The organism is Streptomyces sp. SAI-127, from assembly GCF_029894425.1.
In the GTDB taxonomy this organism is placed as follows: domain Bacteria; phylum Actinomycetota; class Actinomycetes; order Streptomycetales; family Streptomycetaceae; genus Streptomyces.
The window spans coordinates 933,937-949,473 of sequence record NZ_JARXYJ010000001.1 but is presented as its reverse complement, the minus strand read 5'-3'; the positions used below and the strand labels follow the sequence as shown (position 1 = coordinate 949,473).

11 protein-coding genes and 2 pseudogenes are annotated in these 15,537 nt (G+C 70.4%); 9 read left to right on the top strand and 4 right to left on the bottom strand.

Going from position 1 to position 15,537, the window contains the following annotated elements:
- Positions 1 to 256 precede the first annotated feature (256 nt).
- A complete protein-coding gene (locus M2157_RS04590; protein WP_280864503.1) occupies positions 257 to 3,100 on the bottom strand; it encodes a LuxR family transcriptional regulator in 2,844 nt (947 codons plus the stop codon).
- 265 nt (positions 3,101 to 3,365) lie between these two features.
- Here M2157_RS04590 and M2157_RS04585 point away from each other — a divergent pair, with 265 nt between their 5' ends.
- Positions 3,366 to 4,271, top strand: a complete 906-nt coding sequence (locus M2157_RS04585) for a hypothetical protein (protein ID WP_280864502.1) — start codon at positions 3,366 to 3,368, stop codon at positions 4,269 to 4,271.
- Between the two features lie 70 nt (positions 4,272 to 4,341).
- Here the strand turns inward: M2157_RS04585 and M2157_RS04580 are convergent, their stop codons facing one another.
- Positions 4,342 to 4,746, bottom strand: coding sequence for a MerR family transcriptional regulator (locus tag M2157_RS04580; RefSeq protein ID WP_280864501.1), 405 nt, complete (start codon positions 4,744 to 4,746; stop codon positions 4,342 to 4,344).
- Between the two features lie 410 nt (positions 4,747 to 5,156).
- On the opposite strand from M2157_RS04580, the gene M2157_RS04575 reads away from it, so the two are divergent.
- The 6 genes and pseudogenes from M2157_RS04575 to M2157_RS04550 all read left to right on the top strand — a co-directional run bounded on the left by M2157_RS04575 (position 5,157) and on the right by M2157_RS04550 (position 10,334).
- Positions 5,157 to 6,665, top strand: coding sequence for a SulP family inorganic anion transporter (locus M2157_RS04575; protein WP_280864500.1), 1,509 nt, complete (start codon positions 5,157 to 5,159; stop codon positions 6,663 to 6,665).
- 144 nt (positions 6,666 to 6,809) lie between these two features.
- Positions 6,810 to 7,241, top strand: coding sequence for an NfeD family protein (locus M2157_RS04570; protein WP_280860507.1), 432 nt, complete (start codon positions 6,810 to 6,812; stop codon positions 7,239 to 7,241).
- A gap of 4 nt (positions 7,242 to 7,245) precedes the next feature.
- Positions 7,246 to 8,292, top strand: coding sequence for an SPFH domain-containing protein (locus M2157_RS04565; protein WP_266512935.1), 1,047 nt, complete (start codon positions 7,246 to 7,248; stop codon positions 8,290 to 8,292).
- A gap of 122 nt (positions 8,293 to 8,414) precedes the next feature.
- Positions 8,415 to 8,792, top strand: a complete 378-nt coding sequence (locus tag M2157_RS04560; protein ID WP_280864499.1) for a nuclear transport factor 2 family protein — start codon at positions 8,415 to 8,417, stop codon at positions 8,790 to 8,792.
- Positions 8,793 to 8,871: 79 nt separating this feature from the next.
- Positions 8,872 to 9,311: pseudogene (locus M2157_RS04555) on the top strand (hypothetical protein).
- A 45-nt stretch (positions 9,312 to 9,356) separates the two neighbouring features.
- Entirely contained in the window at positions 9,357 to 10,334 is a 978-nt protein-coding gene (locus tag M2157_RS04550) for a hypothetical protein (RefSeq protein WP_280864498.1), read from the top strand.
- A gap of 270 nt (positions 10,335 to 10,604) precedes the next feature.
- Here M2157_RS04550 and M2157_RS04545 read toward each other — a convergent pair whose 3' ends face one another.
- Positions 10,605 to 10,955, bottom strand: a complete 351-nt coding sequence (locus M2157_RS04545; protein WP_348541777.1) for a hypothetical protein — start codon at positions 10,953 to 10,955, stop codon at positions 10,605 to 10,607.
- A 462-nt stretch (positions 10,956 to 11,417) separates the two neighbouring features.
- On the opposite strand from M2157_RS04545, the pseudogene M2157_RS04540 reads away from it, so the two are divergent.
- A pseudogene (locus M2157_RS04540) lies at positions 11,418 to 11,594 on the top strand (IS5/IS1182 family transposase); the annotation flags it as partial.
- On the top strand, positions 11,591 to 11,980 hold the full coding sequence (locus M2157_RS04535; protein ID WP_280864497.1) for a hypothetical protein: 390 nt from the start codon (positions 11,591 to 11,593) through the stop codon (positions 11,978 to 11,980). The pseudogene M2157_RS04540 and the gene M2157_RS04535, both read left to right, overlap by 4 nt.
- Before the next feature lie 73 nt (positions 11,981 to 12,053).
- On the opposite strand, the gene M2157_RS04530 is transcribed toward M2157_RS04535, so the two are convergent.
- The gene (locus tag M2157_RS04530) at positions 12,054 to 15,374 is read right to left on the bottom strand and encodes a S8 family serine peptidase (RefSeq protein ID WP_280864496.1); all 3,321 of its coding nucleotides are present in this window, start codon (positions 15,372 to 15,374) and stop codon (positions 12,054 to 12,056) included.
- Between the last annotated feature and the right edge of the window lie 163 nt (positions 15,375 to 15,537).

Here is a 15,537-nt window from a genome sequence, read left to right as displayed (position 1 = left end):
CGGTGTGATCCACTGCCCGGCACAAGGCGTGCACCCGCACGGTGGGGTGCACCTTCCGCTCGACCAGGCCGTAGCGCTCCAGCACCTCAGGTCCACGTCTTCTGGCGAGCCCGTGAACTGCTTGGTCACCATCAGGTTCCCCAGTCGCTGAGGGTGCGTTCTTCCAGGTCAAGGAAGACTCTCCTACCGTTCCCGAGTAACCACACGAGAGTGGCCGGTCGGTGCGGCGCCCAGCTCAGGCTGAACCGCGTCGGGCTCACCCACCGAAGGAAGGTTTCGGCGTGAGCCCCGCCATCAGGCCCGCCAGAGCCGCGCGCGAGGAGACTCCGGTCTTGCGGTAGACCCGGGAGATGTGGGTCTCGACCGTGCGACGGCTCAGGCAGAGTTGTTCGGCGATCGCCGGGCTGGTGAGGCCGTCGGCGACGAGGTCGGCGATCTCCCTTTCGCGGGCGGTCAGTTGGGCGAGCCGGCGCACGGGCCCGTCGTCGGCGGCGGCCACCGCCGGGCCGACCGCCTCGGCAAGCCCGGTCAGCATCCCGCAGCCACCGGCCGCCGCGAGCCGCCGCCCGCGGTGCCAGGCCGCCTGCCCGCGCCGCACACCGCCCGGGTCCGCCGCCAGCAGAGGAGCGCCGAAGAGCAGGGAGAACGCCTCCCAGAACACCGCTCCGCCGCGTGCGCTCTCCTCGGCCGCCGCCACGAACAGGTCCGCCGCCCCGTCGTCACCGAGACCGAGGCGTAGGTGCCCGGCGCTGCGCATGGCCGACGCACGCTGCACGGGCAGATCGAGCCTCTCGGCCTCTGCGCGGGCCCGCTCGGCCCAGTCCTTCGCGGCGGCCAGGTCACCCATGGCGACGGCGGCGGTCACCAGGACCTCCAGGAACAACGGGCGCATGGAAGGCTGCATCCGCCGCAGGCCGGGGCCTCCGGCACGCAGTATCGCCTCCCGGGCACGGGCCGGGTCGCCGGCGGCGAGCGCCGCGTAGCCGAGCACGCACCAGGCGATGGACGCCCACCAGTTGACGCCCCCACCCGCCGCGGCCACGGCTTCCTCAGCGGTGGCAAGTGGCCGCGGATCGCCGGGTGGGCAGGCGTCCACCAGGGCATGGGCCCTGGTCGCCAGGACGAAGGCGAGCAGTTCGTCGCTGCCGATGCCGCGGGCGATGTCCTCGGCCTCCTCGGACAGTTCCACCGCCGACGTGAGCCGGCAGGTCTGGATGCGTACGTGGGTCTTGCACAGCAGCAGGTGCGGCAGCAGGTAGAGCTGGCCGGTGCGGCGGGCTATGGCCAGTCCGCGGTCGGCGTGCCGCTCGGCGTCGGCGAAGCGCTCCAGGAACGCCTCCGCCCAGGCCAGCCGGACCAGCGGCTCGCACACGTCGGTCAGATCGCCGTCCGGCAGCGAGTCCACGAGGTCCGCCGCCCGGCGGGTGAAGTCCTCCGCCGCGGCAGTCTCCCCCTCGTACGCCTCTCCCAGCGCCGCGACGCTCAGGGCACCCGCCACCCCCGTCTCGTCCCCGAGACGGCGGGCCACCTCCAGGGTGTGTGCCACCTCGGAGCGCACCGCCGGGTACGAGGTGTCGTGCGGGGCCGACGAGCCCAACTCCAGTCCCAGCGCCACCTGATCGGCGAGCGACGGCGCGGGATCGGTGCGGTGCAGTTCGCGGCGCAGCAGGGCGGCCGCCTCCGCGTAACGGCCCAGATGGCGCTCCATGACGGCGCACAGCACGACAGCGGACGCCCGCGACCCCGTCCCGTCGCCCGGGTCGGGCAGGGCGATCACCTGGTGCAACAGGTCCCGGCTCTCCCGGAGCCGACCGCCGACGCCCAGCGCCCGGGCCCGCCGCAGCATCAACTCGCGCCGTCTGCTCGCGTGTTCCGGCGTGTGCGGAAGGTGCCGCAGCACCACCTCCAGCCAGTGCGCGCTGCTCGCGGGCGCCGTGTGCGCGGCCTGCTCGGCGGCCTCGTCCAGCACGGCCGCCGCCGGCGGATCCCAGCCGGACAGCGACTGCTCGGCGTGGTGCGCCCGCTCGGCCAGCGGGGCGCCGGTCCGGGCGAGTTCGGCGCCGACGAGCCGGTGGGTCTGCGTGCGCAGCCAAGGATCGGTGCCGTCGTGGACGAGGCTGCGCAGCACGGGGTGGCGCAGTGCGATCCGCCCGTGAGCCCCGGTGCGCAGCAGGTCCCGCCCGGTCAGTACGGCCAGGTCCTCGGCCAGTTGCACCGGCTCGTGGCCGGTCACCGGGCCGAGCAGCGCGGGCGTGGCGTGGTCGCCCAGCGCTGCCACCACTTGGACGAGTCGGCCCTGCGACGGCGTCAGCGGGGTGAGCTCGTCGAGCAGCAGTGCCCCGAGGCCGGTCGCGGACAGCCGGCTCACCGACGCGCCCTCGCGGTGCGCCTGGAGCAGGGTCAGCAGGTACAGCGGGTTGCCCTCGCTCGCCGCGAAGAGCCGGACGGCCTCGTCGCGGGCCAGATGGGGGGTGAGCAGCTCGACGCCCTCCCGCTCGACGAGTGGGCCCAGGACCGTCCGCCGCACCGTGCCGGTGTCCATGCCACGGGCGAGGGTCGCGGCGAGCGATGCGGGACTCTGCCGGTCACGGCGGGCCAGGACCAGCAGGACACGGGCGCGCACGGGGTGACGTACGAGATGGTCGAGGAGTTCCAGCGACGCGGCGTCCGCCCAGTGCATGTCGTCCAGGACCACCACCAGCGCAGACCCCGCGGCATGCGTCAGCAGGGCGGCGGTGGCCCGGTGCAGGTGGAAGCGGTCCGTGGGGCGGGGAGCGCCGCTGAGCACGGGGGCGACCTCGGCGGCCGCCGGGAAGGACTCCAGGGCCTGCGGGTCGAGGTCGCAGAAGGCGTCGGTGAACGGCTGGAAGGGGATGTGGCGTTCGTACTCCGTCGCCCGGCCGCGCAGCACCGCCGCCCCGCGCCGCGCCGCGCCCAGGCACAGCTCATGGACCAGTCGGCTCTTGCCGATGCCCGCCTCACCGCTGATGTCCAGCACCGCCGGGCGGCCGGGCGCGTCCCCCACCACGTCGGCCAGCAGCCGCTCAACCCGCGCGAGTTCAGTCCCTCTGCCGACCAGCGGTGTCCGTTGCGTCGTCATGCCTCAAGCCCCCCACGGCAGTTGGTGCCCCCGCACATCCTGCCGTACACCACTGACAACCTGCGGGTTCGTGTCCGCGATCTCACACCGTGTCGACGCCGGGCACCGGACCTTGGGCACGAACGGATGCGCAGCTACGTAACCGGACTACGTACCAGCACGATCGCCCCGCCCCGACACTTGCGGAAGGATCAAGTCCCGCCGCTACCGGTTCCGGCCGTCGTTCGAGGCGGCCTGCGAGGTCACGGTCGGCGGCCGCGCACTCGTGGCGTACTCCGGGCACCGCAAGGTGATCCGGCTCGCCGACCCGGTCGTGCGCGAGGACACGGCGGTCCTCACGGACTCGCGCACCTGGATCCGCGCGCTGTGCGAGATCCACGTCGACGGCAGGCCCCTGCTGGCGTCCGGCGGTCGCGACGGGGTCGTCCGGCTCTGGGATCTGGAGAACCGCGGCGAACTGGTGGCCTCCCTCGCCGGTCACCGCGGCTGGGTGTTCGCGCTGTGCACCCTGCGCATCTCAGGGCGCGACCTGCTGGCCTCGGGGGGCCGGGACGGCGCGGTACGCATCTGGGACCCGCGCGAGGGCCGACTGGTGCGCACGATGGTCGCCGGCCCGCGGAGGCCGTGGACCCACGCCCTGTGTCAGGTGCGCACGGGCGGGAGAACGCTGCTCGCGTCCGGACACGGCAACGGCACAGTGAACCTCTGGCACGCCGAGTCCGGGCAACCGGTACTGGAGCTGGTCGCGCACGACCGCATCGTGTGGACGCTGTGCGAGGTGTCCGACGGCGACCGCACTCTGCTCGCCACCGCCGACTGGGACGGGAACGTCCGGCTATGGGATCTGGAGGAACCGCGGCAGAGCCACGAGTTCACCGCCGGTGTCGGGCCCGTGTACGCCCGGTGCCAGGCGGAAGCCGGGAGCCGCACGCTGCTGGTCGCGGGCGGCGACGGACCGGGCACCGCGGTCTGGGACCCGTTCACCGGCGAGCGCGCCGGAGACCTGGGCATGGACCTCGCCGGCTTTCTCAGCGGCCACGGCTGGGTCCGCGCCGCCTGCCAGGTCCGGCAGGCCCAGGGCCCGCCGCTGATCATCACCGCGGGGTACGACGACGGGGTACGCGTGTGGGACGTGGCGAAGGAGATCGGTGCGCCTCCCGTCCTGCCGTGACGCCCGCGACGACCCACAGGCCTGAGGCGTCACCGCTCAGTGAGAACGGCGCCCGGCACCCCCGTAGAAGTCAGCGTGCGGGAGCCCGCGTGAGGCGCTCGGCAAGCGCGGCCGCGAACTCCTCCGCTCGCGCCAGCTGGGTGCGCAGATCCTCGACCCGTCGCTGGGCGGCCTGCTCGAAGCCGCGAATCCGGTCCAGCAGTTCCTCGTGCTCCTCGGGCGGCAGTTCCTCGTCCCCGTCGAGGCGGTCGGTGGCCTCCAGCAGGGCGCGCATCTCGTCGAGGGTGAATCCGAGGGGCTTCATACGGCGGATGACCATCAGGCGGGCGACGTCGGACTCGGTGTAGAGGCGGAAGCCGCCTTGGGAGCGGGCGGAGGGGGTGACAAGGCCGGTGTCCTCGTAGTGCCGGATGGTGCGCAGCGACAGCTCGGTCCGTGTGGCGACCTCGCCGATCTGCATGTGCTCGCTGCTCACGCGGGGGCCTTCCCTCGTCTCTCGCCATGGCCGCGCACGGCCACCGATCTCTACCCTAACGTCAGGGTAGAGTTGCCTCGGTGTCGGACTTGGCCGCCTTTCGTGCCGTTTTCATGCGCCGGGGATGCCGTCGCGTGGCCGTCACCCGTGTCGGGGCCGATGATGCCTCCGGCGAACACCGATACCTGCAGGAGAGAGCGTGCGTGTGCCCATGATGCCCGGCGCCGCTGCCTGCCCGCCGTGACCCTTCACTCCCGCACAGCGCACGAGCCCGTGACGGATCGCTTCGCCGCCCCCTGACTTCGGTCCGCCGCTCGCGAACTCGGTCGTCGGCCGCCCCGGCCACCCACACCTTTCCGTACGCCCGCCGTGATGCCGGGTGTGCCCGAGCACGACAGGTTCTTCTCGTCTTGTCCTCCTCCGCACCGTCCCCGGCCACCTGGCTGCGCGGCTCCCGGCGTCCTGCCTGGCTGTCCGATCCGAAGGTGCTGCGCGCCGAGGTACTGGCCGGACTTGTGGTCGCCCTCGCCCTGATCCCCGAGGCGATCTCGTTCTCGGTCATCGCCGGGGTCGACCCGGCCATCGGCCTGTTCGCCTCGTTCACCATGGCCGTGACCATCGCGATCGTCGGCGGCCGACCGGCCATGATCTCCGCCGCCACCGGCGCGGTCGCCCTGGTCATCGCCCCGCTCAACCGCGAGCACGGCTTCGGCTACCTCGTCGCCGCCGTCATCCTGGCCGGCGTCTTCCAGATCGTCCTCGGCGCCCTCGGCGTGGCGAAGCTGATGCGGTTCGTGCCGCGCAGCGTGATGGTCGGCTTCGTCAACTCCCTCGCCATCCTCATCTTCATGGCGCAGGTGCCGGAGATGACCGACGTACCGTGGCCGGTCTATCCGCTGATCGCGACCGGTCTGACGCTGATGGTGCTCTTCCCGAAGGTCACCAAGGTGATCCCCGCCCCTCTGGTGTCGATCGTGATCCTCACGGTCATCACGGTGGCCGCCGGGATCGCGGTGCCGACCGTCGGGGACAAGGGCGAGCTGCCCTCCTCGCTCCCCGTGCCCGGGCTGCCGGACGTCCCCTTCACCCTGGACACTCTCACCACCATCGCGCCCTACGCCCTCGCCATGGCGCTGGTCGGTCTGATGGAGTCGCTGATGACCGCCAAGCTCGTGGACGACATCACCGACACCCATTCCTCCAAGACCCGCGAGTCGGTCGGCCAGGGAATCGCCAACATCGTCACCGGGTTCTTCGGCGGCATGGGCGGCTGCGCCATGATCGGACAGACGATGATCAACGTACGGGTGTCGGGCGCCCGTACCCGGTTGTCGACGTTCCTGGCCGGTGCGTTCCTCATGGTGCTGTGCGTCGTCTTCGGGCCGGTCGTCTCGGACATCCCGACGGCCGTGCTTGTCGCGGTGATGGTCATGGTGTCGGTGGGCACCTTCGACTGGCACTCCATCACGCCGAAGACCCTGAAGCGCATGCCGGCCGGAGAGATCACCGTCATGCTGATCACCGTCGCGTGTGTGATCGCCACCCACAACCTCGCCATCGGTGTCGTAGTCGGCTCGATCACCGCGATGGTCGTCTTCGCCAAGCGGGTCGCCCACCTGGCCGAGGTCACCGCGGTGACCGACCCCGACGGCACGTCTGTGATCTACCGGGTGACCGGCGAGCTGTTCTTCGCCTCCGCCAACGACCTCGTCGGCCGCTTCGACTACGTCGGCGACCCCGACAAGGTCGTCATCGATCTGGCCGCCGCACACATCTGGGACGCCTCCTCCGTCGCGGCCCTCGACGCCATCGAGACCAAGTACGCCCAGCGCGGCAAGACCGTCAGGATCACCGGACTGAACGAGCCCAGCGCCCGCATCCACGACACGCTCAGCGGGGAACTCACCGGCCACCACTGATCGGCACACGAACGACCGAGGGCCCAGAGCACCCGAAGGTGGGTTTGCCTTCCCAGGGGTATCGCCGTTGTCCGATGTCGGGGTCCAATGGTGAGAGTCAGGCTCTTCCGCACCTGCACCCGCACCGGTGAGAAGAGGCATGCAATGGATCCATGGCTGATCTGGTTGGTCGTCGCAGCCGTGTTGGCGGTGGCGGAAATCGTCACCCTTACGGCTGCGCTCGGAATGCTGAGTGTGTCCGCGCTGGTCACGGCGGGATCCGCCGCGGTCGGACTGCCCGTGCCCTTCCAGTTCCTGGTGTTCGCCCTCGTCGCCACGGGGACCGTGGTGTTCGTGCGTCCTATCGCGCTGCGCCACGTGCTCCGGCCGCAAGTGGAGCGCTTCGGCATTGACGCTCTGGTCGGCAGGCCTGCCTATGTCCTCTCGGAGGTGACGGGCCTCGGCGGAAGGGTCCGTATCGACGGCGAGGAATGGACGGCCCGCGCCTACGACGAGACGCTGGTGATTCCGCCTGGAAAGACCGTCGACGTCATGGAGATCAGCGGCGCCACCGCGCTCGTCTACCCCCGGGACTGAAACCATGGAAACCTCGGCGTTCCTCATTGCCGGCCTGATCTTCGCGCTGATCGCGGTTTTCACCGTGGTGCGGGCGGTCCGTATCGTGCCCCAGGCGCGTGCTCGTAATGTCGAGCGACTCGGGCGCTACCACCGGACCCTGAGTCCCGGCCTCAGCCTTGTGATTCCGTACATCGACAGGGTTCATCCGGTGATCGACCTGCGCGAACAGGTCGTCTCCTTCAAGCCGCAACCGGTCATCACCGAGGACAATCTGGTCGTCGAGATCGACACCGTCCTGTACTTCCAGGTCACCGACCCGCGAGCCGCTTTCTACGAGATCGCGAATTTCCTTCAGGCGGTCGAACAGCTCACCGTGACCACCTTGCGCAACGTCGTGGGATCCATGGACCTCGAAAAGACGCTCACCTCACGGGACACCATCAACAGCCAGCTCCGCGGCGTACTGGACGAGGCCACCGGCAAATGGGGGCTGAGGGTCAACCGGGTGGAGATCAAGGCCATCGACCCGCCGCAGTCCATCAAGGACGCGATGCAGAAGCAGATGCGGGCCGAGCGGGACAAGCGGGCCGCGATTCTCGGAGCCGAGGGACAGCGCCAATCGCAGATCCTCACCGCCGAAGGCGACAAGCAGGCCGCCGTCCTGCGCGCGGAGGGCAACCGTACCGCTGCGATTCTCCAGGCCGAGGGCCAGTCCCGGGCCATCGACGAGGTCTTCCAGGCCGTGCATCGCAACGACCCCGACCCCAAGCTTCTGGCCTACCAGTACCTCCAGACCCTGCCCCAACTGGCGCAGGGTTCGGGCAACAACTTCTGGGTGATCCCCAGCGAGATCACCTCCGCACTCCAGGGCGTGTCCCGCGCCTTCACCGAGGTACTGCCCCAGTCCCCGGCCACCCGCGAGAAACCCTCCGACGACAGCGCTGAGCGGGCCGCTGACGACGCGGCTCAGGCCGCGGAAGCCGCCGCCGCGGCCCTCGCCGACGCGGCCAAGGCCGACCGCTCCACCCCCGACGCCCTCCCGTCGGCCCGCCTCGCTGACGGTGGGTGACGATCACCGGACGACGGGCGTACGGGCCATTGTGCGGCCTGCGCGGATTAGGTGGGCCCCGCGCGGAGCCTCCCTCACGGGAGGGCGAGCCCGCTCCGCGAAGCGACTGATATTAGTGGTGCATGCAGGAAGAAACCGCACAGTCCGCGATCGACACGTTCATCTCCGCGTTCAACGCCTCGGACGACAGCTATGTGACTGAGTTGCTCTCCCAGGCGCTGACCTCCGACGTGGTCTTCTGGGGACCGTTGGGCCGAAGCGAAGGGATCGAGGCGGTCGAGCGGTTCGTGCTGGACATCCGGCGCCACCCGGCGGGGACCGGCACGATGGTGCGCTGCTCAGCGGTGGACATGCCTGATGAGTGGGCCAGATACCAGTGGGTCTTCACCACACCGGACGGAGGCCCCCGCCTGGCGGGAACGGACGTCGTCCATCTGCGGCGGAGCCTCATCGACCAAGTCATCGTCTTCGCGGGGGAGATCGAGCCGTCCGCCTCCTGAGTCAAGCGGGTGAACGTGGGCTCAGCCCGGTCGACGGGGCTGTCCAGGACGGCTCGGACGAGATCGACGCTATGGAACGATGATCGTCATGGCAGGTCAAGTCTGGGTGTCACTCATATCGTTGGGCGGCGTTGCCCTCGGCGGCGTGCTGTCCTACCTCGTCCAGCACAGGACTCAGCGATCAGCGGAACGCGCCGAACAGCAACGCCAGCAGATCGCACTGTCGGAGACCCGGCGTGCGGAACGGCTGCGCTGCTGGAGCGGTTCATCGAGGTCTCGGCAGAGGCGGAGCGCTGCGCCTACACCCGGCCGTCCGCGTGGGAGGACACCGACGACTGGTACCTCACGACCCGGGACGTCATGTACAGATTGTGGGTCGCGGATCGGCTCCTCCGCATCCAGTTCTCCCGGCCCGTGCATGATGCCGCTCACGCGCACTTCCTCGACCTCAACAGGACCGTGTGGCACGGATTGCCAGATGGTGAGAGCGTGCGTGACCAGCCCGGGCCGGGCACCTGAAAAGTGTTCGTCGCCCGTCGTCCAGCGGCGCCAACCTCGCTGATCATGGGAGCACGTGCGCAATACGTCATCGTCGAGAACGGCGCCTGGCAGCGGTACTACTCGCACTGGGCCGCCAACCGGGTGGTCGACGATCTGCTGCCAGGGCCGGTTGTGGCGACACGCTGCTTCCGAGCCAACCAGGAGATCGACGAATGGCTCGACGACGTGTGGTGCGAGGGCGCCGCACTCGTCGACCACGACCGCCGGATCCTGCTCTGGTTCGCCTTCGCGGACAGCTGGGCGGACCACATCGCCGCCCGCGCCGTACTGGACCGGACATGGCCCGGCTGGGACGTCCGCTTCGCGCACGACGGCATGGGCGATCTGACCCACCACCTGGGCCTCGACCGGTACCTGACCCGTGCGCCGGGCTGGTTCGAGACCTTCGAGCCTCCCGGGTTCGCGGGCACGGAGTACACCGAGCCATCCTCCGTCGTCTCCCTGCGCCTGCCCGACGGAAGCGTTCGTGCGTGGGGCAGCGACTGGGAGTCCATGGACCACCTTGCCGGCGGCCCCGGCCTGATCGACCTGATCGTCGCGTCGCCGCCCACCCCTGCGCTCACCGACATGCCGTACGGCGGCGTCCATTTCGACCGGCAGGCCCGCACCGTCTCACTCTGGGCGGTACAGACCGTGGCCGGCATCCACAACTGGCCGTTGCCGCGCTGGGAGAACTGGTCCCTGGACTTCCGCGGCGACGACCACACCCAGCAGGCCAGGCTGCTCCCCTCGGACTTTTCTCTCCCGCAGCCCCCGCTCACGGCCGCACTGCGCCGACTCAGCGAGGGCCTCGGCACCCCGCCCCCCGACAGCGGCCCGTTCCTTGCCGACGCCATGGCTGTGCGTGGCCCGGAGGGCACCGTCCCCGTGGTCAACCCCGCCGCGCTGATACCGCACGAACCGGCCGATCCCACGCCGGCCGAACTGTCCGCGCTGCGTACGGCGCTCGATGCGCTGGTCGTGGGGGCGGAGGTCGACTGAGAGGCCGGCCATGGCATCGGAACGGAGGCGCGAAGTCCATGCGCTCTGCCCCGTCGGCCCTGTTTGTGCCTCCTGCATCCCGTCCCAGGGCTGGTACTTCGCCCTGCAGGGGCTGGACCCCCAGGACGTCATCTTCCGCAGTGGGCTGCCGGTGCTGCACACGCGATCGCCGCGCCGGGGCCCGACGCCACTGTCGTGGCCAGGAGAGTTCATGCAGCCTTCCGACAACGGTCCCGTGTAGAGCGACTTCCTCGCCGTCGATGAGTTCGGTCACTGTGATGTCGTGTGGTGCAGCCAGCGCTGCAGGGTGGTGTTGATGCTGGCGGGCAGGGCGCTGAGCTGGTCGATGGCGTCGCGGTCCTCGGGCCGGGGCGGGATGCCGGCGGCGGTCAGTGCGGCGTGCAGGGCCAGGCGGTGCTGGTCGCGGGGGTCGATGAGGATGTTCAGGCGCTCGGAGGGGTTGGGCGGCGGCAGCAGGTAGTCCATGTCCTGCCCGGCTGCGGCCGGAGGCCAGGTGGTCTCCGCCGGGTCGGCGGCGTAGGGGTCGACGAAGGTCTGCGGCGTGTGGTCTTCAAGGGCGATGGTCACGTTGGTCTCCTCCAGCAGCGGGTGGATGTGCAAGGGGAGAGTCGTACACGGCCAACTGCGGTTGCGGCTGCCGGGCGATGTCATGCCGATGGCGTCATCGGCGGCTCATCGTCTTTTTCGACCAACACAGCGGCAAGCCGGCTACGCGTGAACAGCCGCTCGCAGACATGGCACAAAGTCCGCCGTGTCGGGGCTCGGCGTATCGGGGCGGCCAACAGCGGATGCACAGGTCGGCGGGAGAGTTCAGTCGCGTTACTTCTGATCTTGTCGAGCGTTGGTCCATCAATGGGCCGGGCTTGTTCGCCCCTTTGGCAAAGGTGCCGACAGTCCTTGCCTCATCGCGGGGCCGTAAGTGGGCGGTTCGTGAGTCTTTGAGTGAATCTGCAGTCGCCTGATGGTGTGGTGGCGGGGCGGAATCTGCCGGTCCGCGGTTGTTGATCTGGTGATGTGATCGGGTGAGTGAACGCAAGCCGTATCTGAGTGACTTATCGGAGGAGAGTCGAGCAGACCTACCGGATCCTGATACTGCACCGGCGCCTGGTCCGCGACTACGAGCACCGCCCCTCCTCCTCCGCCTCCCGCGTCTACTGGGCGATGACCCACGTCATGACCCGACGCCTCACCGGCGTGAACGCCCCCACCTGGCGCGCGGCGCATGCGGTGACAGCGTGAACATCCGGCCCCTGCTCGACGCCCTGGACCTCCAGGAAGAAGCCGCCCGGGCCCTGGCCGACGACCTCCGCGCACAGATCGACGACCTGCAGACCCGGTTGCGGGAGGCCGAGACGCACCTGGAGCACCTCACGATCACCCGCAAGACCGTCACTGGCCTCGCCGACCGGCTCCCACTGTCTCCGCCCGAGCACCCGGACTACCCCCAGGGTCATCGCCGCCTTCAACGAGTCGACCGGCCCCCGGCGGGCCAAGGACGTCTGTCAACCCTCAGCCACGAACTGCTGCCGAAGAACGTCGATGGCACCCGCGCCAAGCTCAAACGCCTGGTCAAACTCGGGATCCTCACCGAGGCCGACACCGGCAACTTCGCCAGGAAGCAATAGCCGACACAACCTCCACCAAGGGGGCTGTTCCGCCGCGCATGTGGTCGCGGCGGAACAGCCCCCTTTGCCATGCCTACTTGGTGGTGCGGTAGGCCCGGTGGATCGTCTGCTTCAGGGTGTTGCCCTCCGCGTCGGTGAGCGTCACGCGCAGGGAGACCGAGCCGGCCCTGTCCGGGTGGCGCAGGTCGAGGCGCTTGCCGTCGACGGCCTTTGCCACCCCCCACGTGCGGCCGTCGTCGTAGGAGACGGAGAAGGCCAGCTTGCGGGCGGTGCGCGCGGTGGCGGCGCCCTCGATCGTGAACGGCACCGGGAAACGCGTACCTGCCTTGGCCGTGCTCGCCGTGCTCAGCCGGGGTGCGAAGCGGACCACCGACAGCGGCAGCCGCTGCCCGATGCCGGTGACGTGCGCGGAGGTGAAGGTCCACTCGGCGGTGATCCGGGTGCTGACCGATGACAGCGTGGTGGGACGGGAGACGTCCGTGGTGAGACGGAACGGCAGCTTCGCGGCGGGGAGTTCGTACGAGACGCCGTTCAAGGGCTCGTCAATGGCGAAGACTCGTGTGCCACCGTCCGCGTACAGGGTGCTCCTGGCCCTGCTGTAGCGGGAGTCGCCGATGTGGCCGGCGCCGTCGGAGAAGAGGGGGAGGTAGGCGAGGAAGGTGTCACCGGTACGGACCGCGCCGGGGCGGTCCTCGCCGTCGGTCAGCGGGCCGGTGAGGTGCGGGCCGAAGACGCCGGTGTTGAACCGCTCGGTGTACTGCCTGCCCGCGCTGTACGAACGGGGCTTCGCGACCCACTGGCCGGCCTCCCACACCGGTTCGCCGTCCGCGTCCTTGCCGCCGTCCTGCGAGACGGAGTACCGCCACCGCACGCCCGGCAGGACGTACTCGGTGAAGGCGCCCGGCAGCGAGCGCGTGTCGAGGTAGAAGTCGAACGACGAGCCGCCCGGAGTCATCGGCGCGGCGACGAGCGACGCCGTCTTGCCCCTGGCGGGCGCACCGGCGGCGAGCGTGACCTTGGCGAACTGTCCGCGCTTCGGGTTCGCGGTGAAGCCCGACAGATCGCCGGTACGGTTCCAGACCGGCCGGTAGTGCGTACTGCCGTGCGTCCAGGTGCCGTTGTACTGCGCGAACGCCTCGCCCGCCGGAAGCCGGGCGCCGAACTGACCGACGCGCAGCCTGCCGAAGCCGCCCATGAGGTACGTGGAGATGCTCCGGTTCCCGCCGATGTCGAACCCGTAGTTGAGGGTGGCGTCGGTGTGCTTCGCCCTGCTGTCCGGCACGGTGATCCGGACCGGCGTGGCCTTGCGGGCGTCCATCACGAGGGTGGTGTCACGGGTGAGCGAGAACTTCGGGTTGAGGAGAAGGGCCAGCTCCCCGGATTTTGCGTCGGGGGTCGCGCCCGTGTCGATACGGCCTTCGAGGCTGTAACGGCCCCTGGGCAGCCGTACGGTGAACTCGCCGTCCCTGTCGTCGGAGAAGTCCCGCCAGATCTCGTTGTCCAGGCCCTGCACCCCGGTCTCGGAACGGATGGCGGGCTTGCCCTTCAGGTCGAGGTGCTTGACCGTCAGGTCGTACGACTCGACCTCGCGGTGCACGCCGATGCCGGTCCGTACGGTCGTACCCGCTCCTTCCGTCGCGGTGAGCGCGCCGCCGAAGGAACCGTCGGCGGTGCCGGCGCCGCTGTCGCCGGTGACCTGGGCGGTCGCGGTGGCGCCCGCCGGGACGGTGAGCTGCTTCGGCGAGACCTCGAACATGCCCTCGGCGGCGGGCTTTCCGTCCTCGCCGTACGCCTCGGTGGTCAGGTCGAGGGTGACGGGGCGGTCGCCGTCGTTGCGATAGGTGATCGTTTTGGTGGTCGGCTGGTCGTCGGTGTGCGGCCACTGCTGGGCGGGGAAGGCAAGGGTGGCGGGGGTCGTGGTGAGCTGCTGGCCGAGGGCGCGGGGGAGGTCCGTACGGCCCGTGCCCTGCGCGAACGCCGAGACGCCGGGGGTGGGCTTGGCGGATGCGGTGAGGGCGGCCTTGATGCGCTCACCGGTCCAGTCGGGGTGGCGCTGGGCGAGGATCGCGGCGGCGCCCGCGACATGCGGGGTCGCCATCGACGTACCGCTCATCGAGACGTAGCCGTCGGCGGCCGGGTCGCCCTCCGTGCCCTCGGCGGCCTTCGCGGCGACGATGTCGACGCCGGGGGCGGTGAGGTCGGGCTTGAGGGCGCCGTCCGCCGTCGGGCCCCGGCTGGAGAAGTCGGCCATCGCGTCGGTACGGTCCACCGCGCCCACGGTGAGCGCGGCGGTGGCGCTGCCCGGCGATCCGACGGTGGCGGCGTCGGGGCCCTCGTTGCCGGCCGCGATCACGAAGAGGGCGCCGGAGGAGGCGGACAGCTCGTTCACCGCCTGTTCGAGGGGGTCGTCGCCGGGGCTGTCGGGGCCGCCGAGGCTGAGGTTGATCACCTTGGCGCCCTGCGCGATCGCCCACTGCGCACCGGCGATGATGCCGGACTCCTCGCCGAAGCCGGTGTCGTCGAGCACCTTGCCGCTGATCAGCCGGGCGCCCGGCGCGACCCCCTTGTACTTGCCCCCGGAGTGCGCGCCGGACCCCGCGACCGTCGACGCCACATGGGTGCCGTGGCCCACCCGGTCGACGGTGTCCGCCGCCTCGGAGAAGTTCTTCGCAGCGTCGATACGGCCCTTCAGATCCGGATGCGTGTCGTCGACCCCGGTGTCGAGCACGGCGACCTTGACGCCCTTGCCGTCATACCCGGCCGTCCAGGCCTCGGGCGCGCCGATCTGCGCGGTGCTCCGGTCGAGGGCCGCCTCGACTTTCCCGTCCAGCCAGATCTTCTCGACCCGGTCGGCGGCGGCCGATCTCGCCCGCGCCTGCCCCCCGCTCCCGGTGAGCGTCTGCCACAGCTCGGTGCCCTCGGACTTACGGGCCTTCAGCGCGTCCCCGTTGACGCTGGGCAGGTCCCGGCTGACCCGGGCGCCGGCGGCGGACAGCGCGCTCGGCGCGAGGGTGCGGCCCTTGGCGTACGTCACGATCAGCGGGAGGTCGGGGCGGGCCGCGTCGTCGTACCCCCACTTGACCAGCTGCGTCACATCGAACAGGCGTCGGTCGGCGGTGCCGTTCGCGAGGAGTCGCTCGGCGTCACGCGGGACGACGTAGGTGCGGTCGGCGTTCCGCGCTATTCGGAAGGTGGTGCCTTCCCTGCCCTTGGCGGGCCTGACGCCGGTGACCTGTCCGGTGGCGTCCAGGGTGACCCGGTCGCCGGTGACGAGGGTGACTGTCCTGGCCTTGCCGAGGGCGCCGGCCGTACCTGCCGTACCGTTGTCGAACTGTGCGGCCCCGGATTCCGGGGCACCGAGCAGCGCCGAGGTAAGGGCGGCGGCGACGAGCACGGCGAGAGCGGAAGCCTCACTCGCTCGCCTCTTACGGTCATTCAAGGCATGCCTTTCTCTCCGGACCTTCGGGCATGGCACAGCAGCCCGGCGGACGGGACAAAGAAACAGAAGGGGAAAGAGGCGCCCCTTCGAGAAGGGGCGCGGGGCGTACGGAGTCGGA